This window comes from Micromonospora sp. NPDC047730, from assembly GCF_043204765.1.
Classification (GTDB): Bacteria; Actinomycetota; Actinomycetes; order Mycobacteriales; family Micromonosporaceae; genus Micromonospora.
Genome location: NZ_JBIDCU010000019.1, coordinates 102,161 through 126,716 on the forward strand (window position 1 = coordinate 102,161; position 24,556 = coordinate 126,716).

At 72.5% G+C, this 24,556-nt stretch carries 22 protein-coding genes and 1 tRNA gene; 5 read left to right on the forward strand and 18 right to left on the reverse strand.

Annotated features, from left to right (window positions below; genetic code table 11):
- Positions 1-75: 75 nt before the first annotated feature.
- From polA to ACGF5G_RS30330, 11 genes are all read right to left on the reverse strand, one after another.
- Entirely contained in the window at positions 76-2,775 is a 2,700-nt protein-coding gene (gene polA / locus ACGF5G_RS30280) for a DNA polymerase I (protein WP_393269011.1), read from the reverse strand.
- Positions 2,776-2,881: 106 nt separating this feature from the next.
- Positions 2,882-3,634 (reverse strand): amino acid ABC transporter ATP-binding protein, encoded by a 753-nt coding sequence (locus ACGF5G_RS30285; protein ID WP_393269053.1) that lies wholly within the window; start codon positions 3,632-3,634, stop codon positions 2,882-2,884.
- 53 nt (positions 3,635-3,687) lie between these two features.
- Positions 3,688-4,668: an amino acid ABC transporter permease gene (locus tag ACGF5G_RS30290; RefSeq protein WP_393269012.1), complete on the reverse strand. Its 981-nt coding sequence runs from the start codon at positions 4,666-4,668 to the stop codon at positions 3,688-3,690.
- 3 nt (positions 4,669-4,671) lie between these two features.
- Positions 4,672-5,583, reverse strand: a complete 912-nt coding sequence (locus ACGF5G_RS30295; protein ID WP_393269015.1) for an ABC transporter substrate-binding protein — start codon at positions 5,581-5,583, stop codon at positions 4,672-4,674.
- 33 nt (positions 5,584-5,616) lie between these two features.
- Positions 5,617-6,327 (reverse strand): ABC transporter ATP-binding protein, encoded by a 711-nt coding sequence (locus ACGF5G_RS30300; protein ID WP_350709235.1) that lies wholly within the window; start codon positions 6,325-6,327, stop codon positions 5,617-5,619.
- Positions 6,317-7,162 carry an ABC transporter ATP-binding protein gene (locus tag ACGF5G_RS30305; protein ID WP_393269017.1) on the reverse strand — a complete coding sequence of 282 codons (846 nt, stop codon included), beginning with the start codon at positions 7,160-7,162 and terminating at the stop codon, positions 6,317-6,319. The genes ACGF5G_RS30300 and ACGF5G_RS30305 overlap by 11 nt, the downstream gene beginning before the upstream one ends.
- Positions 7,155-8,264, reverse strand: a complete 1,110-nt coding sequence (locus ACGF5G_RS30310) for a branched-chain amino acid ABC transporter permease (RefSeq protein ID WP_393269020.1) — start codon at positions 8,262-8,264, stop codon at positions 7,155-7,157. The genes ACGF5G_RS30305 and ACGF5G_RS30310 overlap by 8 nt, the downstream gene beginning before the upstream one ends.
- On the reverse strand, positions 8,261-9,211 hold the full coding sequence (locus tag ACGF5G_RS30315) for a branched-chain amino acid ABC transporter permease (protein ID WP_393269022.1): 951 nt from the start codon (positions 9,209-9,211) through the stop codon (positions 8,261-8,263). Before ACGF5G_RS30315 ends, ACGF5G_RS30310 begins: the two co-directional genes overlap by 4 nt.
- Positions 9,212-9,318: 107 nt before the next feature.
- The gene (locus tag ACGF5G_RS30320) at positions 9,319-10,479 is read right to left on the reverse strand and encodes a branched-chain amino acid ABC transporter substrate-binding protein (protein ID WP_393269024.1); all 1,161 of its coding nucleotides are present in this window, start codon (positions 10,477-10,479) and stop codon (positions 9,319-9,321) included.
- A 259-nt stretch (positions 10,480-10,738) separates the two neighbouring features.
- Positions 10,739-11,908 carry a hypothetical protein gene (locus ACGF5G_RS30325; RefSeq protein WP_393269025.1) on the reverse strand — a complete coding sequence of 390 codons (1,170 nt, stop codon included), beginning with the start codon at positions 11,906-11,908 and terminating at the stop codon, positions 10,739-10,741.
- Between the two features lie 158 nt (positions 11,909-12,066).
- Positions 12,067-12,687 (reverse strand): ANTAR domain-containing response regulator, encoded by a 621-nt coding sequence (locus ACGF5G_RS30330; RefSeq protein WP_393269027.1) that lies wholly within the window; start codon positions 12,685-12,687, stop codon positions 12,067-12,069.
- 102 nt (positions 12,688-12,789) lie between these two features.
- On the opposite strand from ACGF5G_RS30330, the gene ACGF5G_RS30335 reads away from it, so the two are divergent.
- Together ACGF5G_RS30335 and ACGF5G_RS30340 are read left to right on the forward strand one after the other, a co-directional pair.
- Positions 12,790-12,863, forward strand: a tRNA-Leu gene (locus tag ACGF5G_RS30335).
- Positions 12,864-13,128: 265 nt separating this feature from the next.
- Positions 13,129-13,458: a hypothetical protein gene (locus ACGF5G_RS30340; RefSeq protein ID WP_393269030.1), complete on the forward strand. Its 330-nt coding sequence runs from the start codon at positions 13,129-13,131 to the stop codon at positions 13,456-13,458.
- Positions 13,459-13,724: 266 nt separating this feature from the next.
- Here the strand turns inward: ACGF5G_RS30340 and ACGF5G_RS30345 are convergent, their stop codons facing one another.
- Positions 13,725-14,903: a trans-sulfuration enzyme family protein gene (locus tag ACGF5G_RS30345; RefSeq protein ID WP_393269033.1), complete on the reverse strand. Its 1,179-nt coding sequence runs from the start codon at positions 14,901-14,903 to the stop codon at positions 13,725-13,727.
- 83 nt (positions 14,904-14,986) lie between these two features.
- Between ACGF5G_RS30345 and ACGF5G_RS30350 the strand changes: the two genes are divergently transcribed.
- The 3 genes from ACGF5G_RS30350 (at position 14,987) to ACGF5G_RS30360 (ending at position 18,205) form a co-directional block, all read left to right on the forward strand.
- A complete protein-coding gene (locus tag ACGF5G_RS30350) occupies positions 14,987-15,466 on the forward strand; it encodes an Lrp/AsnC family transcriptional regulator (protein ID WP_350682462.1) in 480 nt (159 codons plus the stop codon).
- A 76-nt stretch (positions 15,467-15,542) separates the two neighbouring features.
- Positions 15,543-16,553 carry an LLM class flavin-dependent oxidoreductase gene (locus ACGF5G_RS30355; RefSeq protein WP_393269035.1) on the forward strand — a complete coding sequence of 337 codons (1,011 nt, stop codon included), beginning with the start codon at positions 15,543-15,545 and terminating at the stop codon, positions 16,551-16,553.
- A 218-nt stretch (positions 16,554-16,771) separates the two neighbouring features.
- Entirely contained in the window at positions 16,772-18,205 is a 1,434-nt protein-coding gene (locus tag ACGF5G_RS30360; protein WP_393269037.1) for a pyridoxal-dependent decarboxylase, read from the forward strand.
- Positions 18,206-18,220: 15 nt separating this feature from the next.
- Here ACGF5G_RS30360 and ACGF5G_RS30365 read toward each other — a convergent pair whose 3' ends face one another.
- The 6 genes from ACGF5G_RS30365 to ACGF5G_RS30390 all read right to left on the reverse strand — a co-directional run bounded on the left by ACGF5G_RS30365 (position 18,221) and on the right by ACGF5G_RS30390 (position 24,415).
- Positions 18,221-19,195, reverse strand: coding sequence for a sulfite exporter TauE/SafE family protein (locus ACGF5G_RS30365; protein ID WP_393269056.1), 975 nt, complete (start codon positions 19,193-19,195; stop codon positions 18,221-18,223).
- A 262-nt stretch (positions 19,196-19,457) separates the two neighbouring features.
- Positions 19,458-19,928: an Rrf2 family transcriptional regulator gene (locus tag ACGF5G_RS30370; protein WP_350709253.1), complete on the reverse strand. Its 471-nt coding sequence runs from the start codon at positions 19,926-19,928 to the stop codon at positions 19,458-19,460.
- An 88-nt stretch (positions 19,929-20,016) separates the two neighbouring features.
- On the reverse strand, positions 20,017-20,901 hold the full coding sequence (locus ACGF5G_RS30375) for an acyl-CoA thioesterase II (RefSeq protein WP_350682454.1): 885 nt from the start codon (positions 20,899-20,901) through the stop codon (positions 20,017-20,019).
- On the reverse strand, positions 20,898-22,346 hold the full coding sequence (gene pyk / locus ACGF5G_RS30380; RefSeq protein ID WP_357701687.1) for a pyruvate kinase: 1,449 nt from the start codon (positions 22,344-22,346) through the stop codon (positions 20,898-20,900). Before pyk ends, ACGF5G_RS30375 begins: the two co-directional genes overlap by 4 nt.
- 533 nt (positions 22,347-22,879) lie before the next feature.
- Positions 22,880-23,245 carry a YciI family protein gene (locus ACGF5G_RS30385; protein ID WP_357701685.1) on the reverse strand — a complete coding sequence of 122 codons (366 nt, stop codon included), beginning with the start codon at positions 23,243-23,245 and terminating at the stop codon, positions 22,880-22,882.
- A gap of 393 nt (positions 23,246-23,638) precedes the next feature.
- Positions 23,639-24,415, reverse strand: coding sequence for a lipase family alpha/beta hydrolase (locus tag ACGF5G_RS30390; protein ID WP_393269041.1), 777 nt, complete (start codon positions 24,413-24,415; stop codon positions 23,639-23,641).
- Positions 24,416-24,556: the final 141 nt, after the last annotated feature.

Sequence of the window (24,556 nt, forward strand, 5' to 3'; positions counted from 1 at the left end):
AGCCCGACCAGCGCAGGGATCACGCCTGACCGCCCGGAGCGGGTCGGGCCGCCCCGCAACCCACCACGAAGACACTCAGTGGTCGGCGCTGTTCCAGTCCCGCCCCTCGCCGACCGACACCTCCAGCGGCACCGACAGCGGGTACGCCCCGCCCATCTCCCGCCGCACCAGCGCCTCGAGGGCCTCCCGCTCGCCGGGCGCAACCTCGAACACCAGCTCGTCGTGCACCTGGAGCAGCATCCGCGAGCGCAGGCCAGCCTCGCGCAGCGCGGTGTCGACGTGCAGCATGGCCACCTTGATGATGTCGGCGGCCGAGCCCTGGATCGGCGCGTTGAGCGCCATCCGCTCGGCCATCTCCCGGCGCTGCCGGTTGTCGCTCACCAGGTCGGGCAGGTAGCGCCGGCGCCCCAGGATCGTCGAGGTGTAGCCGTCGTGCCGGGCCCGGGAGACGATCTCCTGGAGGTAGTCGCGCACCCCGCCGAAGCCGGCGAAGTAGTCCTCCATCAGCCCGCGCGCCTCCTCGGCGGTGATGCCGAGCTGCTGGGAGAGGCCGAACGCGCTCAGCCCGTACGCCAGGCCGTAGTTCATCGCCTTGATCTTGCGCCGCTGGTCCGCGGTGACCTCGTCGAGGGGCACCCCGAAGACGGACGAGGCGGTGGCGGCGTGGAAGTCGGCGCCGGAGTTGAACGCCTCGATGAGCGCGTCGTCCGACGACAGGTGCGCCATGATGCGCATCTCGATCTGGCTGTAGTCGGCGGTGAGCAGGCACTCGTAGCCCTCCCCGACGACGAAGGCGCGGCGGATCCGCCGCCCCTCCTCGGTGCGGATCGGGATGTTCTGCAGGTTGGGCTCGGTAGAGGAAAGCCGGCCGGTGGCCGCCACCGTCTGGTTGAACGTCGTGTGGATGCGCCCGTCGTCGGAGACCGACTTGAGCAGCCCGTCGACGGTGGTCTTGAGCTTGGCCACGTCCCGGTGGCGCAGCAGGTGGGCCAGCACCGGGTGCGGGTTCTGCGCGTGGAGCCACTGCAGGGCGTCGGCGTCGGTGGTGTAGCCGGTCTTGATCTTCTTGGTCTTGGGCAGGCCCAGCTCGCCGAAGAGGATCTCCTGCAACTGCTTCGGCGAGCCGAGGTTGAACTCGCGCCCCACCGCCGCGTACGCCCCCTGGGCGGCGGCCTTCACCTCGGCGGCGAAGTGCGCCTCCAGCTCGGAGAGGTAGTGCGTGTCGGCGGCGATGCCGGTGCGCTCCATGCCGGCGAGCACCCGCATCAGCGGCAGCTCCACCCCGGCCATCAGCCGGGCGGACTGCTCGCCGTCGCGGGAGAGCTCGGCGTCGATGGCGTCGGCGAGGTCGAGGGTGGCCCGGGCCTGGAGCATGAGGTTCTGCTCCGCCTCGCCGTCGTTGCCGAGGCCGTCGAGGGTGAGCTGACCGGTCTCCGGCGCGTCGACCCGCAGCTCGCGGTGCAGGTAGCGCAGGGCCAGGTCGGTCAGGTCGTAGGAGCGCTGGTCGGGGCGGGCCAGGTAGGCGGCGATCTGGGTGTCGCGGAGGATGCCGTCCAGGCGCCAGCCGTGCGCGGCGAACGCGAGCACGGCCGGCTTGCTGTCGTGCAGCACCTTGGGCCGCGCCTCGTCGGCCAGCCAGGCCGCCAGGGCCGCCTCGTCGGCCGGCTCCAGGGTGGCGGGGTCGAGCCAGGCCGCCGCGCCGCCGGCGGTCGCCAGGGCCAGGCCGGTCACGGAGGCGGTGTGCCGGCGGTTGGGCCCGGTGTCGAGCTTCGCCGCCACGCCCACCGGGGTGCCGGCCGGCGCGTGCGTCTCCAGCCACCCGGCCACCGCCCCGGGCGCGGTGAGCACCTCGCCGGTCAGGTCGAAGCCGGCCTCGGCCTCCGGCTCGACGGCCTCCAGGTACTGGTAGAGCCGGTCGCGCAGGATGCGGAACTCGAGGGTGTCGAAGACCTGGTGGACGGCCTCGCGGTCCCACCCCTGCCAGCGGGCGTCCTCGGGGCGCAGCGGCAGCTCCAGGTCGGAGACGAGGCAGTTGATCTCGTAGTTGCGGATCACGTCGGCGAGCCGCTCGCGCAGGCTGTCGCCGGCCTTGCCCTTGATCTCGTCGGCCCGCGCGACGACGCCGTCGACCCCGCCGTACAGGTTGATCCACTTCGCGGCCGTCTTCGGGCCGACGCCCGGGACGCCGGGCAGGTTGTCGCTGGTCTCGCCGACCAGGGCGGCCAGGTCGCGGTAGCGCTGCGGGGCGACGCCGTACTTCGCCTCGATCGCCGCCGGATCCATCCGGGCCAGGTCGGAGACGCCCTTGCGCGGATAGAGCACGGTGATGTTCTCACCGACGAGCTGGAAGGCGTCCCGGTCGCCGGTGCTGATCAGCACCGACATGCCCTGGTCGCGGGCCTGGCAGGCGAGGGTGGCGATGATGTCGTCGGCCTCGTAGCCCTCCTTCTCCACCACCGGGACGCGCAGCGCCGCCAGGACCTCCTTGACCAGGCTGACCTGGCCCTTGAAGTCGGTCGGGGTCTCGCTGCGGCCGGCCTTGTACTCCGCGTACTTCTCGGTGCGGAACGAGCGGCGGGAGACGTCGAAGGCGACGACGATGTGCGTGGGCTGCTCGTCGCGCAGCACGTTGATCAGCATGGACGTGAAGCCGTAGACGGCGTTGGTCGGCTGCCCCGTCGTGGTGGAGAAGTTTTCCACGGGCAGGGCAAAGAAGGCCCGGTATGCCATGGAATGTCCGTCGACGAGGAGCAGGCGCGGCGTCGTAGCTGTCACGGCAGCGACTCTAGCCGCCCGCCCCGACAGTTCGGGACACCGGCACGGCCGCCATCGGCCCGGCGCGGACGCCGGCGCGGCCCGTACGGCCGCGCCGGCGTCCCCGTCACAGCACCTTGGCCAGGAACGCCTTCGTCCGGTCGTGCCGGGGGTTGGCGATCACCTCGCGCGGGTTGCCCGACTCGACCACGACGCCGCCGTCCATGAAGACCAGCGAGTCGCCGACCTCGCGGGCGAAGCCGATCTCGTGGGTCACCACGATCATCGTCATGCCGTCGCGGGCCAGGTCCTTCATCACGTCGAGCACCTCGCCGACCAACTCCGGGTCGAGCGCGCTGGTGGGCTCGTCGAAGAGCATCAGCTTCGGCCGCATCGCCAGCGCCCGGGCGATCGCCACCCGCTGCTGCTGGCCGCCGGAGAGCTGACCGGGATAGTTGCCGAGCTTGTCGCCCAGCCCCACCCGCTCCAACAGGGCGGCGGCCCGTTCGCGGGCGGCGGCCTTCTTCTCCCGACCCAGCAGCACCGGCGCCTCGGCGACGTTCTGCAGGGCGGTCATGTGCGGGAAGAGGTTGAACCGCTGGAACACCATGCCGATCGCACGGCGCTGGGCGGCCACCTCCTTCTCCCGCATCTCGTGCAGCTTCCCACCGCGCTCGCGGTAGCCGATCAGCTCGCCGTCCACCCAGATCCGACCGGCGTTGATCTTCTCCAGGTGGTTGATGCAGCGCAGGAACGTCGACTTGCCGGAGCCGGAGGGGCCCAGCAGGCAGCAGACCTCGCCGCTGCGGACCTCCAGGTCGATTCCCTTGAGCACCTCGACCGACCCGAACGACTTGTGCACCTGCTCGGCCCGGACCATCGGCCCGAACTCCGCCGTCGGTGCGCCGGCCTGGGCCGGCACCGTCACCTTGGTCATCCGCCGTCCACCTTCCCGGTCGCGCCGCCCGCCTCCGCGGTGATCCCGCGCAGCTTGGTCTTCGCCCGCCCGCTGCGCCCGACGCCCCTGGAGAAGTGCCGCTCCAGGTAGTACTGCCCGACCAGCAGCACACTGGTCAGCAGCAGGTACCAGATGGTCGCCGCGACCAACATCGGGACGACCTGGTAGGTACGGCTACTCACGGCCCTGAGCTGGAAGAACAGCTCGGCCGAGACCGGCACGAAGGCCACCAGCGAGGTGTCCTTGAGCATGGCGATGGTCTCGTTGCCGGTCGGCGGGACGATCACCCGCATGGCCTGCGGCAGCACGATCCGGCGCAGGATCTGGGCGCGGGTCATACCCAGCGCCTGGGCGGCCTCCGTCTGCCCCTCGTCGACCGACTGGATGCCGGCCCGGACGATCTCCGCCATGTAGGCGGCCTCGGAGAGGCCCAGCGCCAGCATGCCGGCGACGAACCCGGTGAGGATGTCCACCGCCGAGAAGCCGAACAGCCGCGCCTCGAAGTCGTCGACCCCGAACAGGGCGCCGATCTGCCGGTCGAAGGGCAGGCCGAACTCGATCCGCGCCCAGAGGATGCCCAGGTTGCCGAAGAGGATCGCCAGCACCAGCCGGGGCACCGCCCGGAAGAACCAGGTGTACGCCCAGGCGACGCCGCGCAGGATCGGGTTCTCCGACAGCCGCATGATGGCGATGACGACGCCCAGCACGATGCCGATCAGCATGGCGGTCAGCAGCAGCGCGATGCTGCCGCGCACCCCCTCGATGATCGGCGGGCGGAACATCTCGTCGACCATGAACGACCAGTTGAACGCCTTGTTCGTCACCAGCAGGTGGACGAACATGGCCACCAGCACCCCGATCACGGCGACGGCGACCCACCGCCCGGGATGCCGCACGGGCACGGCCTGGATGGGTTCCGGCCGTGCCCGCTCGGGTGTGTCTGTTTCGACCGACATGGGTCAGCTGGTCGGGTTCAGCGCCGGGGTCGTGATGGCGCCGCCCTCGACGCCCCACTTCTTCAGCGCGGTCTCGTAGCTGCCGTCGGCGATGACCGCCTGCACGGCCTCCTTCAGCACCTCGGCGAACGCGGCCTGGTCCTTCTTCACCGCGTAGCCGTACGGGGCGGACTCGTAGATGTCGCCGAGCAGCTCCAGCTGGCCGTTGCTCTGCTTCACCGCGTACGCGCCGACCGGCGAGTCGGCCAGCATGGCGTCGTCCTTGCCGCTGACCACGGCGGCGGTGGCGTCGCTCTGCGCCTGGTACTGGTCGATGGTGATCGCCGGCTTGCCGGCGTCGGTGCACTTCTTCGACCGGGCGGTGATGTCGTCGAGCTGTACGGTGCCGACCTGCACGGCGATCTTCTTGCCGCAGGCGTCGTTCGGGTCGATCTTGGCCGGGTTGCCCGACTTCGTCGCCCACTGGGTGCCGGCGGAGAAGTAGCTGACCATGTTGACGGTCTTCATCCGCTCGGCGTTGATGGTGAACGAGGAGACGCCGATCTCGTACTTGCCGGAGTCCACGCCGGGCAGGATCGAGTCGAACGGCGCCGACTCGTACTCGGCCTTCAGGCCGAGCTTCTGCGCGACGGCGTTGAAGAGCTCGACGTCGAAGCCGACGACCGTCTTGCCGTCGGCGTCGAGGAACTCCGCCGGGGCGTACGTCGAGTCGGTGCCGACCTTGATCACGCCGTCGGCCTTGATGGCGTCGGGCACCTTCGCCGCCAGCGCCGAGTCGGCGGCGGCGGTGACGCTGGGTCCGGCGCCGGGCTGCTCGGTGCTCTCCTTCTCGCCGCAACCGGCGAGCGAGAGGGCGAGCAGCGCGGCACTCGTGGCGCCGAGCACGGCCCGGCGGCCACCAGAGATGTGGAACATGTCGTTCTCCTTGCGGTGAGGGGTGGCGGCCGGTCAGGCCACGCCGAGGTAGGCCTCTTTGACCGCCGGGTCGTGCAGCAGGTCCGCGCCGGTCCCGCTCTTGACGATCCGGCCGGTCTCCAGCACGTACGCCCGGTGCGCCCGGGCCAGGGCCTGCTGGGCGTTCTGCTCGACCAGCAGGATGGTGGTGCCCTGTTCGTTGATCTCGGTGATGATGTCGAAGATCTGCTGGATCAGCATCGGCGCCAGACCCATCGAGGGCTCGTCGAGCAGCAGCAGCTTCGGTCGGCTCATCAGTGCCCGGCCGACGGCCAGCATCTGCTGCTCGCCGCCGGAAAGGGTACCCCCGGCCTGCTTGCGCCGCTCTGCCAGGCGCGGGAACAGGTTCAGCACCCGGTCGAGGTCCTGGGCGATGCCCGCCCGGTCCCGCCGGGTGTAGGCGCCCATGTCCAGGTTCTCCAGCACCGTCATGCCCGGGAAGATGCCCCGACCCTCCGGCGCCTGGCACAGCCCTCGCCTGACCCGCAGGTCGGCCCGGAGCTTGGTGATGTCCTCACCGTTGAACCGGATGCTCCCGCTGGCAACCGGGCGGATCCCGGAGATGGCCCGCATCGTGGTCGACTTGCCGGCGCCGTTGGCGCCGATCAGGGCGACGATCTCGCCCTCGTCCACCGTCAGGCTGATGCCGTGCAGCGCCTGGATCCGCCCGTACAGCAGGCTCACGTCGTCGATCTCAAGCAGCATCGTCCGGCACCCCCAGGTACGCCGCGATCACCTTCGGGTTCTCCCGCACCTCGGCGGGCAGCCCCTCGGCGATCTTCTTTCCGAACTCCAGCACCACGATCCGGTCGGTGACCCCCATGACCAGACGCATGTCGTGCTCGATGAGCAGCACGGTCACGCCGGTGTCCCGGATCTGCCGGATGAGCTGGAGCAGTTCCTCCTTCTCCGCCGGGTTGAAGCCGGCGGCCGGCTCGTCGAGGCAGAGCAGCACCGGGTCGGTGGCCAGCGCGCGGGCGATCTCCAGCCGCCGCTGCTCGCCATAGGAGAGGTTGCGGGCGAACTCGTGCATCCGCTTGCGGATGCCGACGAACTCCAGCAGGCGCTCGGCCTTCTCCCGGCCCTCGCGCTCCTCCTTCCAGTACCGCGGCAGGCGGAACAGCGCGGAGATGACGCTGGTCTTGTGGTGCGCGTCCGCGCCGACCAGGACGTTCTCCATAGCGGTCATCTCGGGGAAGAGGCGGATGTTCTGGAACGTCCGCGCCATGCCCATCTTGGTGATCTGGTGCCGCTTCTTGCCGCTGATCTTCTGGCCACGGAACCGGATCTGCCCCTCGGTGGGCTGGTAGATGCCGGTCATCGCGTTGAAGCAGGTGGTCTTGCCGGCGCCGTTCGGCCCGATCAGACCGAGGATCTCCCCCTTGTACAGGGTGAAGTCCACCTCGTTCAGCGCCACCACGCCGCCGAAGCGCAGCGTGACGTTGTCGACCTCCAGCAGCGGCTCCCGGGTGGGCACCGCCTCCACGGCCGGCGCGCCGGCCTGCGCCGGAACGGCCGGCGTCTGCTCGGTGTCACTCACCGACGGTCACCTCCTTGCGGCGGTCCTTGAACTCCGCCGCACGTCGTCGGTTCGGGATCAGGCCCTCGGGCCGGAAGATCATCATGATCACCAGCACCAGGCCGAAGAACAGGAACCGGTACTCGTACAGCTCGATGCCGAGCAGCTCGATGCCGCGGAACCGCTCGATCATGTACGCCACCAGGCCACCACCGACGATCGCGCCGACGATGTTGCCGGAGCCGCCGAAGATGACCGCGGCCAGGATGATGATCGAGTTCAGCAGCTCGAAGTTCTGCGAGTTGACGAAGTTCTGCTTGCCCGCGAAGAGCGCGCCGGCCAGACCGGCGATCGCCGCGCCCGCCGCGAACGCCCACAGCTTGAACTTGAAGGTCGGCACGCCCATCAGCTGCGCCGCGTCCTCGTCCTCCCGGATCGAGATCCAGGCGCGACCGACCCGGCTGTGGGTCAGGTTCCGCACCCCGATCACCACCAGGATGATCAGCGTGAGCACCAGCCAGTAGTAGGGCCGGGCGTCGAGCACGCCGAAGATCGGCTTGCCGTCGGCGTACTGGCCCGGCGGGTGCGGGATCTGGTTGAAGCCCCGCTGGCCCTTCAGGAACTCGGAGCTGACCGCCCCGATTCGGATCATCTCGGCGAAGCCGAGCGTCACCAGCGCCAGGTAGTCGCCGCGCAGCCGCAGGGTCGGCGTGCCGAGCATCACGCCGGAGACCATGGTCAGGGCGATTGCCACCGGCACCGCCAGCAGCCACGGCCACAGCGTCTTGATGTCGCTGCTCGGCGAGGTCAGCACCGCGACGGTGTACGCGCCGACGGCGAAGAAGCCGAAGTAGCCCAGGTCGAGCAGGCCGGCGAAACCGACCACGATGTTCAGGCCGACGGCCAGCAGCACGTAGATCGAGACGGTGAACATCACCTGCGTGAAGTTCGCACCGGGGGTCGGGATCGGCCCGAGGTACTGGTAGAACTCCTTGTTCGGCAGTGCGTAGAAGAACACGATCACCGCGGCGAGCAGCGCCCAGCGCACCCAGCGCGGCGCGCCGCGCCACCGTTCCCCGGCCGCCTCTCGGCCGGAGCGCACCTTCTCCAGGACGGTCGTCATGCCCGTGCCCTCCCCAGCGACTCACCCAGCAGACCGGTCGGCCGGAACATCAGCAGCACCACCAGCACCGCGAACGCGGCGAAGTCCTTCCACTCGCTGCCGAACAGGCCGGAGGCGTAGTTCTCCACGACGCCCAGCAGCAGGCCGCCGAGCAGCGCGCCGCGCAGGTTGCCGATGCCGCCCAGCACCGCGGCCGTGAACGCCTTGAGGCCGAGCATGAAGCCGACGCTGTAGGTGAGGGTCTGGATCCGCACGTCGTAGAGCAGGCCCGCGACGCCGGCCATCGCGCCGCCGGCGATGAAGACCATCAGGATGATCCGGTCCTTGTTCACGCCCATCAGCGCGGCGGTGTTGGCGTCCTGCGCCACCGCCCGGATGCCGCGGCCGACCCGGCTGCGGTTGATGAACATGTCCAGCGCGATCATCATCACCAGCGCGGACCCGAGGGTCAGCAACTGGATGGCGTCGATCGGCACCCCGGCGATGTGGAACAACGGCTTGGAGCTGACCAGGGCCGGTGCGCCCTGCGGCAACCGGCGGGTCCAGATGCCGAACGCCTCGGCGATGGCGATGGACGCGCCGATCGCGGTGATCAGGAACGCCAGCGGCGGCGCGTTGCGCTTACGCAGCGGCCGGTAGGCCACCCGCTCGATGACCGTCGCGGTGCCCGCCGAGGCGATCGCCGCCGCGAGCGCCGCGACCAACAGGTAGAAAATGATCGTGCCGACGCCGCTGACCTGCGAGTTCTGGTCCAGGCCGAACCATCTCCAGGAGACCAGCGCAGCGAACGCGCCGGCGATGAAGACCTCGGAGTGGGCGAAGTTGATGAGTCTCAGCACGCCGTAGACCAGCGTGTAGCCCAGCGCGACCAGGGCGTAGATCGCGCCCTGCGTCAGGCCGGTCGTGGTGAGTTCTCCGAAGTTGGAGAACAGTCCGTCGAAGTTCAAGGGAGGGACGCTCCATCAGGGTCTGGAGAGAAAAAGGGGGTGCGGCCGGGAGCGAGCTCCCGGCCGCACCCGCGATCACAACTCAATCGCTGTAGCAGCGACCGGCGTCAGGACTTCGGGATCTCCTGGTCCGGGACGACCTTGCCGCCCTGGACCTTGAAGGCCCAGACCTTGACCTGCGCCGGGTCGAGCTCGCCGCCCTCGACGAACTTGTAGCTCGCCGCGACGCCCTCGCCGCTGTAGCCCTTCACGAACTCCAGCAGGCCCGCACGGGTGGTCTTGCCCGCCTTGATGCCGGCGAGCAGGATGTTCGCCGCGTCGTAGGCCGTGTCGCTGTAGGTGCCCGGGTCGGTGCCGTTGAGGGCCTTGTACTCCTGGGCGAAGGTGCCCCGCGCCTCGGTGGCCGGCTGGCACGGGCAGGTGAGGATGGTGCCCTCGGCCGCCGCCGCACCCGCGGAGGTGATGTACGCGCCGTCGTTGACGCCGTCACCGGCGATCAGCGGAGCGGTGACCCCGGCAGCGCTGAGCTGCTTGCGGATCAGGCCCGCCTCCTGGTAGTAGCCGCCGTAGAAGATGGCCTTCACGTTCGCGGCCTTGACCTTGGTGACCACGGCGGAGAACTCGGTCTGCTTGCCCTCGCCCTGGACCTTGTCCGAGCCGACGACCGCCGGGCCGAGCAGCTTCTTGACCTCGTCGGCCAGGCCGGCGCCGTACGCGGACTGGTCGTCGATGACGTAGACCTTGTCGGCCTTCAGCACGTTCTTGATGTAGTTGCCGGCCGCCGGGCCCTGGCTGAAGTCGTTGCCGACCGCGCGGAAGAAGGTCTTCCAGCCCTGCTCCGCAAGGCTCGGGCGGGTCGCGGAGGGGGTGATGGTGACCAGACCGGCCTCGTTGAACAGCGGACCGGCGGCCTCCGACTCACCCGAGTAGGCCGGGCCGACGATGCCGAGGATCTTCGTGTCGTCGATGGCCTTCTGGGCCAGACCCGGGGCCTGGTCCGGGCTGCCCTGCGAGTCCAGGGAGACCAGCTCGACCTTGCAGTCGGCGTTTTCCTTGTTGTACTTGTCGACGGCCAGCTTGACGCCGTTGTTCTCGTTGATGCCGAGCGCCGCCGAGCTGCCGGTCAACGCGCCGAAGAACGCGATCTTGTTGCCACAGGCTTCCCCACCGGACGCCGTGTCGTCTCCACCGCTGGAGCATGCGGTGCCGCCGGCGACGAGCGCCAGCATGGCCACCCCACCGATAACGCGCGCGAGCTTCTGCCTCAAGGCCCGAACCCTCCTCCGTCCCATGGTCCGAACCACCCGCTGCCTATTGGCCCTTGCGGGGGCGGACGAACCAGACCGTCGTCGCCGGTCTGGGGCCGGACGCTATCCCACCTTTCAGCTGTGACGAAAGCCCCAGCGGAGCGGGTTGACCGAACCGTTACACGCCGTGGCGGATTGGAAACGATCGCTGTAAGAACCGTCGGTCATGAATGGCCCTCGCCTTCGTTTCGTCGGTAACGGGCAGGTCAGCGCCCACTCCCTACCGATCAATGACCGGCAACCCGGTCCACCAGGCACGGGACGTTTGGCCGTCATCGGCGACCAACACCAGTCGATCCCCCTGGGCCGCCGCGGCCACCGCCGTGTTGCCGCCGTCGGGCACCACGGCAGGCATCGCCATCGTCCGCCACGAATCCCCCGAATCGACCGAGAGCCACAGTCCGCGACCGCCGCCGTCCCCGGTCACCGCCACCAGAGCACGCCCGGCCGGCACCAGACCGTCGACCGACGACACCCCCGGCCCCGGCACGCCGAACCCGCCGACCCGCCGCCACTCGTCCCCGGCCAGCCGCCAGGCCGCGAACCCCTCGCGCACCGGACCGACCGTCACCAGCCCGCCGTCGCCCACCGACGCCACCCGCTGCGCCTGGCCGCGCCCGTCCGCCGCCGGCAACGCCACCCGCCGCCAGGCACGGCCGTCCGCCGAGGCCCACGCCAGGGGCGCCAGCGCGGTCGCGCCCGGCGGCAGCACCGCCCCCACCACCCACCAGCCCGACGGCACGGCCACCGCGTCGTACGCCACCGTCCGGCCGCGCCCGTCACCGGCGAGCTCCGGCACACCCTCCCGGATGGTGAACCGCGCGCCGTCGGGGGACGTCCAGACCGCCGCGCCGTCGACCCGGGCCCCCGCGATCAGCCAACCGGCCGGCCCGGCGGCCAACCGGGCCACGCTCACCGCCCGCGGCCCCGCGTACAGTTCGAAGGGGGCCGGCACCTCCCGCAGCGCGCCGTCCGGGGCCTGCGCCCAGGTGCCCGTGCGGGGATTGCCGTGCACGCCGCCGTTCTTCGCCCCGAGCGCCGCCACCCGGCCGTCCCGGCAGGCGGCCGCGTACAGCACGTGCTGGCGGCCGTAGAAGCTCGACGCCGCCACCGGCAGCGCCGACCACGCCGCGCCGTCGGCGCTGCTCCAGGCCGCCGGCCGCGTCTCCCCCGCCGCGTCGGCCAGCCCGCCCACCACGTACCACCGGCCGGCGCAGGCCACGGCGTCGCGCAACAGCGGCCGGCCGGCCGCGCCCGGCGGCGCGGGCAGGCTCAGCGGCTGCCACGCCGGGCGCAGCGGCTCGGCGGTGGGCTCCGCCGGGGCCCGGTCGCAGCCGGCCAGCAGCGCGGCGGCCACACCGAGCACCGCCACCAGCCGCCGGGACCACATGGGATCAGATGTTATCGATCGGCCGGCCCGGCGGGGAGCCCGGTTCCACGGGCCCCGGCGTGTCGCGCCGTCCCGGTGCGTCGCCCCCGGGCCGTACGGTCGACCGCGACGGAGGGCCCGGCGCGGACTCCGAGCGGCCCGGCGTGTTCCGCCCCGGGTCAGGCGGTGGGCTGCGCGACCTCGCCGCCGGCGGTCTCGGCGAGGATCCGCTCGGCGACCTCCTTCATGGTCATCCGGTGGTCCATCGCCGTGCGCTGGATCCACTTGAACGCCTGCGGCTCGGTCATCCCGTAGGTCGTCATGAGCGCACCCTTGGCGCGCTCCACGGTCTTGCGGATCTCCAGCCGGTCGGTCAGCCCGGCGACCTCCGACTCCAGCGCGGCGATCTCGGAGTAGCGGGACAGCGCGATCTCCACCGCCGGCACCAGGTCGCTCTTCTGGAACGGCTTCACGAGGTACGCCATCGCGCCGGCCGCCCGGGCCCGCTCCACCAGGTCGCGCTGGCTGAACGCGGTCAGGATGATCACCGGGGCGATCCGGGCGCCGGCGATCCGCTCGGCGGCGGCCAGCCCGTCCATGATCGGCATCTTGATGTCGAGGATGACCAGATCGGGTTTGAGCTCCTCGGCGAGCCGGACGGCCGTCTCGCCGTCACCGGCCTCCCCGACCACCTCGTAGCCCTCTTCGACCAGCATCTCGGCGAGGTCCAGCCGAATGAGCGCCTCGTCCTCGGCGATCAGAACGCGCCTGCGCTCGACGTCCGTCTGCGTCTCCGCCACGAGCCACTCCCACCACTCTGTTCCCGGCACCCGCCGGTCCGGTACCGTCGTGCCTAGCGTAGTGGGTAACCTATGTGGCGCCGCCACAGCGTGGGTGGCGAAGTCCCCGTATTCCAACTGGCAGAGAAGCGGAGCTCAAACCTCCGACAGTGTGGGTTCGAATCCCACCGGGGGCACCGAAACTGTCGCACGTACGTACCAAACTCGTCGGCGTGCATCCACCGGAAGTACGCGCACGAGCGCACCAGGTCCACCGCTTGGGAGCGACGGTCGCGGAGACGGCCCGCGCCGTCGGGCTTCCCTACCGCACCGTGTGGGAGTGGTGCCGCCGGCCCGAGGCCCCGGTCCGGGGCACGGCGCTGCGCTGCTTCCGCTGCCGTCCCGGCGTCGACAATCGGACTCAGGCCCAGGCCTACAGCTTCCTGCTCGGCCTCTACCTGGGTGACGGCTATCTGGTGTCCTCCGCCCGGGTGCCGGATCGTCCTCACCGACTGGCAGCGGGAGATCGTCACCGCCCATCCCGGCGACTTCGTCCGCGGCCTGTTCCACTCCGACGGGTGTCGGACCACCAACCGGGTGACGGTGCGCGGCAAGCAGTACGTCTACCCGCGCTACATGTTCGTCAACGAGTCGGCCGACATCATGGGCCTCTGCCAGTGGGCGCTCGACCTGCTCGGGGTCGCCTGGCGGATGAACCGCCGCAACTCCCTGTCGGTCGCGCGTCGCGAGGCGGTCGCCGCCCTCGACCGCCGCGTCGGCCCGAAGTCCTGACCTGACGGTCGGAATCCCCGGCTGTTCGGCCCGATCGAAGGGGCCAGCCGCTCCGCGCGGTCGGAGAGACCCGCCGGCTCCGCGCGGTCGGCTGCTCGCCTCGCCCGCCCCGGCGGGGCTTCGGCTCGACGAGTGGAATCCATGGGTGCGACGCCGCGTCTTCGACACCCCTGGTGTTCCACCCGCGCCTCCAATGCGGCGGTCCGACGTGGCGAGGCGCCAGCCGTGCCGAGGTGCCGAGTCGTCGGGCGCGCGGACGTGCCGGCTCAGCCGAGTTCGGCGAGCGCCCCCGCCAGGTCCGCGCGCAGGTCCTCCGGGTCCTCCAGGCCGACGGAGACGCGCAGCAGCCCGCCGACCGGCTTGGCCCCCTCCTCGACGGGCCGGTGGGTCAGCGAGGCCGGGTGTTGGATGAGCGTGTCGACCCCACCGAGCGACACGGCGTGGGTGATCAGCCGGCAGCCGTCGGCGACGGCGGCCGCGGCGGGCGCGCCGCCGCGTACCTCGAAGGCGAGGAGGCTGCCGGGGCCGGTCATCTGCCGGCCGACGAGCCCGGCCGGGTCGTGCAGCGACGGGTGGTGCACCCGCGTGACGGCGGGGTGGGCGGCGAGCCAGGCGGCGAGTTTCTCCGCGCCGGCCTGCTGGGCGCGGACCCGCACCGGCAGGGTCTGCAGGCCGCGGTGCAGCAGGTACGCGCCGAGGGGGTGCAGGATCGCGCCGGTGAGCGCGCGGACCTGGCGCAGCCGGGCAGCCCAGTCGGCGTCGCAGGCGACGACTCCGGCGAGCACGTCGCCGTGTCCGCCGATGCTCTTGGTGGCGCTGTGCAGCACGAGGGCGGCGCCGTGCCGGGTGGGCTGCTGGAGCACGGGGGTGGCGACGGTGTTGTCCACGAGCAGCGGGACGTCGCCGGCGGCTCGCGCGAGGGCGGCGATGTCGACCAGGTCGAGGGTGGGGTTCGCCGGGGTCTCGGCGATCACCAGGGCGGTGTCGGGGCGGACGGCGGCGGCGACCTCGTCCGCGTGGGCCCAGGTGACGGTGGTGCCGAGCAGGCCGGTGGCGAGCACGTGGTCGGTGCCGCCGTAGAGCGGGCGGACGGCGACGAGGTGGCGCTTCCCGTCCCGGGTGGCGGCGAGCAGCGTGGCGGTGAGGGCGGCCATGCCGCTGGCGAAGGCGACGGCGTCGCTGGTGCCTTCGAGGGCGGCGAGGGCGGTCTCGAAGCGGGCGACGGTGGGGTTCCACAGGCGCTGGTAGACGGCGCTGCCGCCGGCGGGGAGCGTGCCCCCGGTGGCGAGGGTCTCGTACGCGTCGCCGCCGGCGTCGACGGACGGCAGGGGGTTGGTGGTGGAGAGGTCAATGGGCGGCACGTGGACGCCGAGGGCGGCGAGGTCGTCGCGGCCGGCGTGCACGGCTCGGGTGTCCACGGTCGTCATGCCGGAAGGATCGAACATAGAGCCAGCAGTGGACAATAGTTCCGAAGATGATTCGGCTAGATTCCTATGATTGGCGCGGCGATTCGACGGAGGATGTCTCCATGCCCCTTGCGACGAACGATGTGCGGCGGTTCGCGACCCTGGACGACACCGATCGGGCGATCCTGTCCGAGCTGGCCGCGGACGGCCGGCTGCCGAACAACGCCCTCGCCGAGCGGGTCGGGGTGGCCCCCTCGACGTGCCTGACCCGCACCCGCGCGCTGCGGGAGTGTGGGGCGATCCGCGGGTTCCACGCGGAGGTGGACCCGGCGGCGGTGGGGCTGCCGTTGCAGGCGCTGGTGTCGGTGCGGTTGACCGCGCACGAGCGGGCGGTGGTGGACGCGTTCCGGGCCCGCTCGGTGCGGCTGCCGGGGGTGGTGTCGGTGTTCCACGTGGCGGGCGCGGAGGACTACGTGCTGCACGTGCGGGCCGCCTCGGCGGACGCGCTGCGGGACTTCGTGCTGGACCACCTGGCGGTGGACCCGGCGGTGCTGCACACCCAGACGAGCCTGATCTTCGAACAGGCCCGCGGCCTGGGCTGAGCACCCGGCGCGGGGCACCGCGTGAGCTTGGTTGCCCCGGGGAACAATTCGGGGGCCGGGCGGGTTGGCCAGCCGTGTGATCAACGTACCGCTGTCTGTTCTTGACCTTGCCCCGGTCGCGGCCGGTGCCACGGCCGGCGAGGCCCTGCGGCACACCACCGAGCTGGCCCGCCGCACCGAGGAGCTGGGATACCACCGGTTCTGGGTGGCCGAGCACCACAACATGCCGGGGATCGCGAGTTCCGCTCCGGCCGTGCTGCTCGCGCACCTGGCGGCGCACACGTCGACGATCCGGCTGGGCTCGGGCGGGGTGATGCTGCCCAACCACGCGCCGCTGGTGGTGGCCGAGCAGTTCGGCACCCTCGACGCGCTGCACCCGGGCCGGATCGACCTGGGCATCGGCCGCGCCCCGGGCACCGACCAGGTGACCGCGCTGGCGCTGCGCCGGACCATGGAGGGGCTGTCGGCGGAGGGCTTCCCCCGGGAGCTGGCGGACCTGATGAACTACTTCACCGGCGAGCGGCCGGGGCCGATCACGGCCACCCCGGGTCGCGGGCAGCAGCCGGCGATCTGGCTGCTCGGCTCGAGCGGGTTCAGCGCCCAGCTGGCGGGGATGCTGGGGCTGCCGTTCTCGTTCGCGCACCACTTCAGCTCGCAGCACACGCTGCCCGCCCTGGCGCTGTACCGGCAGAGCTTCCGGCCGTCGAAGTGGCTGGCCGAGCCGTACGCGATGGTGGCGGTCAACGCGGTCTGCGCGGACACCGACGAGCGGGCGGAGTGGCTGGCGGGACCGGGCGCGCTGTCGCTGCTGCGGCTGCGCTCGGGTCGACCGGGGCCCCTGGCCACGCCGGACGAGGCGGCGGCGTACCCGTACACCGAGATCGAGCGGGAGTTCGTGGCGCAGCGCCGGGAGGGTCAGGCGATGGGCTCGCCGGAGACCGTACGGCGGCAGCTCGGCGACCTGCTGGCGCGTACCGGCGCGGACGAGCTGATGCTGACCACGCTGGTGTACGACGTGGCCGACCGGGTGCGCTCGTACGAGCTGATCGCCGCGAAGGTGGCCGGTGGCCTGCGCCGGGACGGCTGAAACACGATCTTCACGTCGCCGTCACCGGGGAGACGCGCGGGCCGCCTAGGTTTGTCCCCGGTGGTGGTACGGCATCCCCGGTCGGGACGGGTCGGGGATGCCGCGGTGTGGGGCACCGGGCCGTGGCTGTGCGGATTCCGCGGCTGCAGCCCGGTGCCTGCCCCGTCCGCGACCGCCGTTTCCTTGCCGCCGACCCAAATTATTGATCAACTCAGGGCGTGGCTGAGCACATGACCCCGGACGAGTTCCGACGCGCCGGGCACGCGGTGGTGGACTGGATCGCCGACTACTGGGCGACGGTGGGGCAGCGCCCGGTGACGTCGCAGGACCCGCCCGGCGCGGTGGTCGCCGGGCTGCCGGCCGGCCCGCCCGAGCACGGCGAGCCCGTGGCGGCCGTCCTCGCCGACCTGGACACGCTGATCGCCCCGCGCCTGACCCACTGGCAGCACCCCGGGTTCTTCGGCTACTTCCCGGCCAACGTCTCCGGGCCCAGCGTGCTGGGCGACCTGGTCAGCTCGGGACTGGGCGTGCAGGGCATGCTCTGGGCCACCGGGCCCGCGTGCACCGAACTGGAGACGGTGATGCTGGACTGGCTCGCCGACCTGCTGGAGCTGCCGAAGCGGTTCCGCGCCGGCTCCGGCGGCGGCGGGGTGATCCAGGATTCCGCGTCCTCGGCGACGCTGGTGGCGACCCTGGTCGCGCTGCACCGGGCCGGCGGCGGCCGGTGGCGCGAGGTCGGCGTCGACCGCCGATACCGCGCCTACACGTCCACCCAGGGCCACTCCTCGATCGAGAAGGCCGCGCGGATCGCCGGGCTGGGCGCCGACGGCGTACGACCGATCGAGGTGGACTCCGAGACGCAGGCGATGTCCCCGGCGGCGCTGCGCGCGGCGATCGAGGCGGACCGGGCCGCCGGCGTGGTACCCGCCATCGTGGTGGCCACCGTCGGGACCACGTCCACGACCGCGATCGACCCGCTGCCGGAGATCGGCGCGATCTGCGCCGAGTACGGCGTCTTCCTGCACGTCGACGCCGCGTACGCGGGGGCGGCGGCGGTCTGCCCGGAGCTGCGGTTCGGGCAGGCCGGCCTGGAGTACGCCGATTCGTACTGTTTCGACCCACACAAGTGGCTGCTCACCGGCTTCGACTGCGACGCGTTCTGGGTCGCCGACACCGCCGAACTGATCGAGGCGCTGACCGTGCTGCCGGAGTACCTGCGCAACGCCGCCACCGAATCCGGCGCGGTGATCGACTACCGGGACTGGCAGGTGCCGCTGGGCCGCCGGTTCCGGGCGCTGAAGCTCTGGTTCGTGCTGCGCTGGTACGGCGCCGAGGGGCTGCGGGCGCACATCCGGTCCGGGGTGGCGCTCGCCGCCCGGTTCGCCGAGCGGGTCCGCGCCGACGACCGGTTCGCGCTGGTGGGGGCGCACCCGTACTCGCTGGTCTGCTTCCGGCTGCACGCCGACGACGAGGTCAACGCGGAACTGCTGGCCCGGGTCAACGCCACGGGTCGGGTGCACCTGACGCACACCCGGGTGAACGGCCGGTACACGCTGCGCCTGGCCGTCGGCTCGCCGCAGACCACCGAGGCCCACGTCGACGAGGCGTGGTCGCTGCTCCGCGACGCCGCGACCGTCCTCCTGCCCCGCTGACCCGCCACTCCCCCGCTAGCGCGGGTCGGGCGTGCCGGCGGTCGGCACCGGGATCCGGGTGCTCGTGCCGGAGACGGACGCCGGGGCCGGGACCGGGGTCGCGGCGAGGGCCGCCGCGGCGACGGCCCGCGCCCGGCGGGTCCGCAGCAGCGCCCGGACGGCCAGCGCCAGGGCAGCGACCCAGGCGGCGGCGAGCAGCGCGTAGACCGCCGGTCGGGCGGGGCCGCCGAGGTCGGCCGAGCGCATCAGCGTGCGGGCGTTGGTCAACACGATCACGCCGCCGATCGCCGCGCCGAGCAGTTGGGCGGGGACGATCCGGACCAGCCAGGCGGCGACCGGCGCGGCGATCAGGCCACCGACGAGCAGCGCGGCCACCATGGGCAGCAGGAAGCCCTCCGCGCCGAGGCCGATGAGGAAGCCGATGCTGGCGGCGCCGGCGACCACGAACTCGGCCGTGTCCACCGAGCCGATCACCCGGCGGGGCTCCAGCCGGCCGCTGACCAGCAGGGCCGGCGTGGCGACCGGCCCCCACCCGCCGCCGCCCGTGGCGTCGACGAAGCCGGCGACCAGGCCGAGCGGGCCGAGGAAGCGCCCCCGCAGCCGACCGGCCCGCCGGTCGGTGCGCAGCGGGCGGGAGAAGCGCACCAGCAGGTACGCGCCGAGCGTGAACAGGATGCCGGCCATCCACGGGGCCGCCGACTCGGTGGAGATCGTGCTGAGGAAGGTCGCGCCGGCGAACGCGCCGACCGCGCCGGGGACGGCGATCCGGGCCACCACCCGCCAGTCGACGTTGCCGAACCGCCAGTGCGCCACCCCGGCGGCGAGCGTGGTGCCGATCTCGGCCAGGTGCACCGACGCCGACGCGGCGGCCGGGGCGACGCCCACGAGCAGCAGCAGCGTGGAGGAGGTCAGCCCGTACGCCATGCCGAGCGCGCCGTCGACGAGTTGCGCGACGAGCCCGACCAGTGCGAGGACCAGCAGCTTGCGCACGAGCGCCCCCTGACTTTTCGGCATCTCCTATCGACTTGGTCGACAATGCGGCACGCGGGGTGCCGGGGTCAAGACTCCGACCGGTCAGTGAGACGACAGTGACGCGGATCCGGCGACAGGGGCGACGGTGACGCCGGCCCGGCGACAGGGGCGACGGTGACGCCGGCCCGGCGACAGGGGCGACGGTGACGCCGGCCCGGACGGCGCGGCGACGCGTCGACCGCCGGCGCGCGAGCCCCGGCGCCGGCCGGTTCGGCCCGGATCAGGTCCAGGCGCGGGGGTCGGCGGCCAGCTCCGTGACCCGCTCGGGCAGGGTGCCGGCGGCCACGTCGGCGACGGTGACCAGCTCCAGGATCTGGCGTTCGCTGGCCCGCAGGGCGATCCAGACCTCCTGGAGGGACCGGGCGGCGCCGTGGTAGCCGAGCTCCTCGGGCCGCTGCCCGCGTACGTGCGCGAGCGGGCCGTCGATCACCCGGATCACCTCGGCCAGCGAGATCTCCCCGCCCGGCCGCGCCAGCCAGTAGCCGCCCTCGGGGCCGCGCTGGGCGTGCACGATGCCGCCGCGGCGAAGTTGCAGCAGGATGCTCTCCAGGAACTTCGGCGGGATCTCCTGGGCGCGGGCGATCTGCTCGGCGGTCACCGGCCGACCTCGCCCGGCCCCGGCGCCGCCGGTCACCGAGGCGAGCTCGGCGACCGCACGGAGGGCGTAGTCGACCCGGGCGGAGAGGCGCATGCCGGCAAGGTTAACCCGCTGGTCACCCCGGCCGACCGATCACCCCTCGGCCGATCGGCCGACGGCGATGTGCCGCCCCGGCTCGGCGTCACTCCCCGACGCGGCGCAGCAGCCCCTCCTGCACGGCACTGGCGATGTGTCGGCCGTCCGTGGTGAACAGGCGACCCGTGGCGAGCCCCCGCGCGCCGGAGGCGGACGGGCTCCAGCAGTCGTAGAGGAACCACTCGTCGGCGCGGAACGGCCGGTGGAACCACAGCGCGTGGTCGAGGCTGGCCCCCACCACCCCGCCGGGGCCCCAGACCTCGCCGTGCACCGACAGCACCGAGTCGAGCAGGGTCAGGTCGGAGGCGTACGTCAGCGCGCAGGCGTGCAGCAGCGGATCGTCGGGCAGCTTGCCGTCGATGCGCATCCAGACCCGCTGGTGCGGGTCGGCCGGCCGGTCGCCGGGGCGCACCCAACCGGGCTCGCCCACGTAGCGCACGTCGATCGGGCGCGGGATCTGCGCCCAGATGCCGAGCCGCTCGGGGTAGCGGGAGAGCCGGTCGGTCATCGTCGGGACCTCGTCCGGCCCCGGCACGTCGGGCGGCGTGGGCGCGTGGTGGTCCAGGCCCTCCTCGGGACGGTGGAACGACGCCGACATGAAGAAGATCGGCTTGCCGTGCTGGAGCGCCACGGAGCGGCGCACCGAGAAGGAGCGGCCGTCGCGGATGTTCTCCACCTCGTACACGATCGGCTCGCTCGGGTCGCCGGCGCGCACGAAGTAGCCGTGCAGGGAGTGCACGAAGCGCGCCGGGTCGACCGTCCGGCCGGCGGCCACCAGGGCCTGGCCGGCGACCTGGCCGCCGTACACCCGCTGGGGGCCGACCGGCGGGCTCATCCCCCGGAAGGTCATCTCGCCGGTGTGCTCCAGGTCGAGCACCTCGAGGAGCTGGTCGACCGCGGCCTGGCCGACCGCGACCTCCGCGGCACTCACTGAAGTGCTCGCGCGGACGCCGCGTCGACCAACGACCCGAGCTGGTGTACGCGCAGCGTGTTGGTCGAGCCGGGGGTGCCGGGCGGGCTGCCGGCGACGATCACCACGTGGTCGCCGGGGTTGGCCCGGTTGAGCCCGAGCAGCGCCTGGTCGACCTGGCGGAACATGTCGTCGGTGTGCTCGACGAACGGCATCAGGAAGGTCTCCACGCCCCAGGAGAGGGCGAGCTGGTTGCGCACCTCGGGCACCGGGGTGAACGCGAGCAGCGGCAGGTCGCAGTGCAGCCGGGACAGCCGCCGCACGGTGTCGCCGGTCTGCGAGAACGCCACCAGGGCCTTCGCGCCGATGGCCCGGGCGATCGAGGACGCCCCGACGGTGAGCGCGCCGCCGTGCGTACGCGGGTCGTGCTGGAGGCGCGGCACCCCGATCGAGCCGGACTCGGTGGTGGTGACGATCTTCGCCATGGTGCTGACGGTGAGCACCGGGTACTTGCCGACGCTGGTCTCGCCGGAGAGCATCACCGCGTCCGCCCCGTCGAGCACGGCGTTGGCCACGTCGGAGGCCTCGGCGCGGGTCGGGCGCGAATTCTCGATCATCGAGTCGAGCATCTGGGTGGCCACGATGACCGGCTTGGCGTTCTCCCGGCAGAGCTGCACGGCGCGCTTCTGCACCAGCGGGACCTGGTCGAGCGGCAGCTCCACGCCGAGGTCGCCGCGGGCGACCATGACCCCGTCGAAGGCCAGCACGATCTGCTCCAGGCAGTCGACCGCCTCGGGCTTCTCCACCTTGGCCAGCACCGGCCGGTGCACCCCGACCTCGGTCATGATGCCGTGCACCAGCTTGATGTCGTCGGCGGAGCGGACGAAGGAGAGCGCGATCAGGTCGACGCCGAGGCCGAGGGCGAAACGCAGGTCCTCGGCGTCCTTCTCGGACATCGCCGGGACGCTGACCGCCACGTTGGGCAGCGAGACGCCCTTGTTGTTGGAGACCGGGCCGCCCTCGGTGACCAGGCAGCGGATGTCGTTGCCGGTGACGTCGGTGACCTCGACGGCGACCCGGCCGTCGTCGATCAGCAGCCGGTCGCCGGGCTTGACCTCCTGCGGAAGCTTCCGGTAGGTGCAGGAGACCCGGTCCTTCGTGCCGAGGACGTCGTCGCCGGTGATCACGACCGAGTCGCCGGTGCGCCACTCGTGCGGGCCGTCGGCGAACCGGCCGAGCCGGATCTTCGGACCCTGCAGGTCGGCGAGCACGGCCACCGGGCGTCCGGCCGCCTCCGCGGCCTCGCGGACCAGCCGGTACACCGCCTCGTGGTCGGAGTGGCTGCCGTGGCTGAAGTTGAGTCTCGCCACGTTCATACCGGCCTCGACGAGCCCCCGGATCCGCTCCGGGGACGAGGTGGCAGGACCAAGAGTGCAGACGATCTTCGCGCGGCGTGTCACGCCCATCAGGCTAGTCTCTCCTCCGGGTCGGACTGCGGGCCGACCCCTCGCGGGCTGCGGAAAATTGTCCAACGACGCGCGTCACGCGCGCAGCCGGCGGGCGGAACCCACGCCGGGACGTTGAGACGGCGGGCAACGGCGACCGCGCGCCGGAATCGTACGCCCCCGGCGCCACCGGGCACCGGGGTGCTCCCGGCCGGCGCGCCCGCCGTCGATGGCCGGCCCACGCCGTGCCGCGCCCTGGCCGCACACCCGCGGCGCGGACGTCCGCCCGGCCCTACCCGCGCACACTCGCCCCGCCCGACCCGCGGGCGGCCTGGCCCGCACGCCCGACCCCGCTCCCCGGCCGATCCGACGGGTTCTGCTGATGGCGCCGGAGGGGTGCCGGCGCAATGGTGGCGATGCCGTTCCACGGTCGCAGGTGCCCGACCGGGTCGCTCGCGCGTCGGGGGGCGGACCGCCGCGGGAGGCCGGCGGTGCACGCCGGGACGGCGGCCCGCGCCGCGCGCCACGGTGCGCCGGGCGTCCGGCGGAACCGCTCAGGTCTGCGTCTTGACCAGTGGGAACTCCAGCGAGCCCGCCGGGCAGAGAAAGGTCATCACGTCCACCCGGTAGAGCCCGGCCTGCACCGCCGGGTCGGCCTCCATCACGCTGCGCACGTCGTCCACGGAACCGGTCCGGGCCAGACCGAAGCCGATCGGCGGGTCCGGCTCGCGGGCCTGGCCGTCCACCGAGCCGGCGACCAGGATGATCCCCCGCCGCTGGAGGGCCTGCATGTGCGCGAGGTGCTCGGCCTGCAACCGCTGCACCGTCTCCGCCGGCAGCGCCCGTCCGGCCGCGCCGGGATACAGCACGATGCACTCGTACGTGTCGAGCGCGAAGTCGACCTGCGGCACTCCCGTCATGGGCGCTCCCTCCCGCGTCGCGCCGCGCGGCGACCCGTGGTCGACGCCGACCGGCACGGGCCCAGCGTCGCACGCGCGGGCGGCCCGCACGGGCGCTCCGGTCAACTCCGCCCACGCCCCGGCCCGGTTGCCGCCCCGCTGCGCCCTTTCCCCCCACACGGCCCCCGTCCACGCCAGGGCCACGGCACGGCGCCGCGTGCGCCGCCGCAGGCCCACCTCGACCACCTGCCGGCCCCGGTGCACGTACGGCCCTGAGCGCCGGTGTCGCCGGTCGCGCACCTGGAGGAGATCGTCGCCGCGGCCGAGGTGCGGCTCACCGACGACGAGTACGAGGCCCTCGCCAGGGCGGCCTGACGCGGGGCGGGCGGCGCGCCATCCGCCCCGGCTGGTCCGCTACAGGGCGAGGCAGTCCGGGCGGATCGGGGTGTCGCGCAGCGCCTGCCGGACCACGGTGTACGTGGTGCCGTCCAGCACGAGCCCGAGGTGCCCGACGATCCGCAGCGGGCACGCCGCCTGGATCAGCACGTTGGTCGCGCCGTCGGCGAGCGAGGCGTTGTCGACCGGCCGGACCAGCTCGTCCTGCCACGTCCGGACCGTGGTCCAGCGGACCGCGCCGGGAGTGTCGTCGCCGCCGTTGAGGTCGGCGAGGAAGTCGGAGCCGATCGACATCTGCTGACAGGCGACGACTCCGGCGCAGCTGCCGAGGCCGACGACCCGCAGGATGTTCGCGACGTACGTGCCCTGCTGGGGGCTGCCGAGGCTGACGTAGCGGCCGACGGCCGACGCGCCGCCGAGGAACTTCACGTACCAGCGGGAGACCAGCCCGCCCTCGGAGTGGCCGACGACGTCCACCTGGGACGCACCGGTGACGGACCGGACCTGCTCGACGTACGCGGCGAAGGCGCGGGCGGAGTCGCGGATGTCGCCGAAGCCGAGGCCGGGCAACTGGTAGACGAAGACCCGGAAGCCGTCGGCGCGCAGCCGGGCGGCGATCGGCTCGTACGCGATGGATAGGCCGATCAGGCCGCCGACGACGATGACCGGGTTGGCAGTGGCGGTGGCAGCCGGGGCTCCCGTGGCGGGGCGATCGCGGGCGGCCGTCGCGGCGGTGGCCGGGACGAGCAGCACGGCGGCGGTGGCGGCGACGGCGAGGATCTTTCGGAGCAGCATGGCTGCACCTCCGGCGGGAGGTACCCGGAAACCCGGGACGGCGGGCGGGGGGTGTCCCTATGGGTTTCGTCAAGCTGTGATCGGCGGTGTGGGGCGGGGCTGGTAGGGGATCTTGTCGCGGAGCATGGCGAACAGGACGTC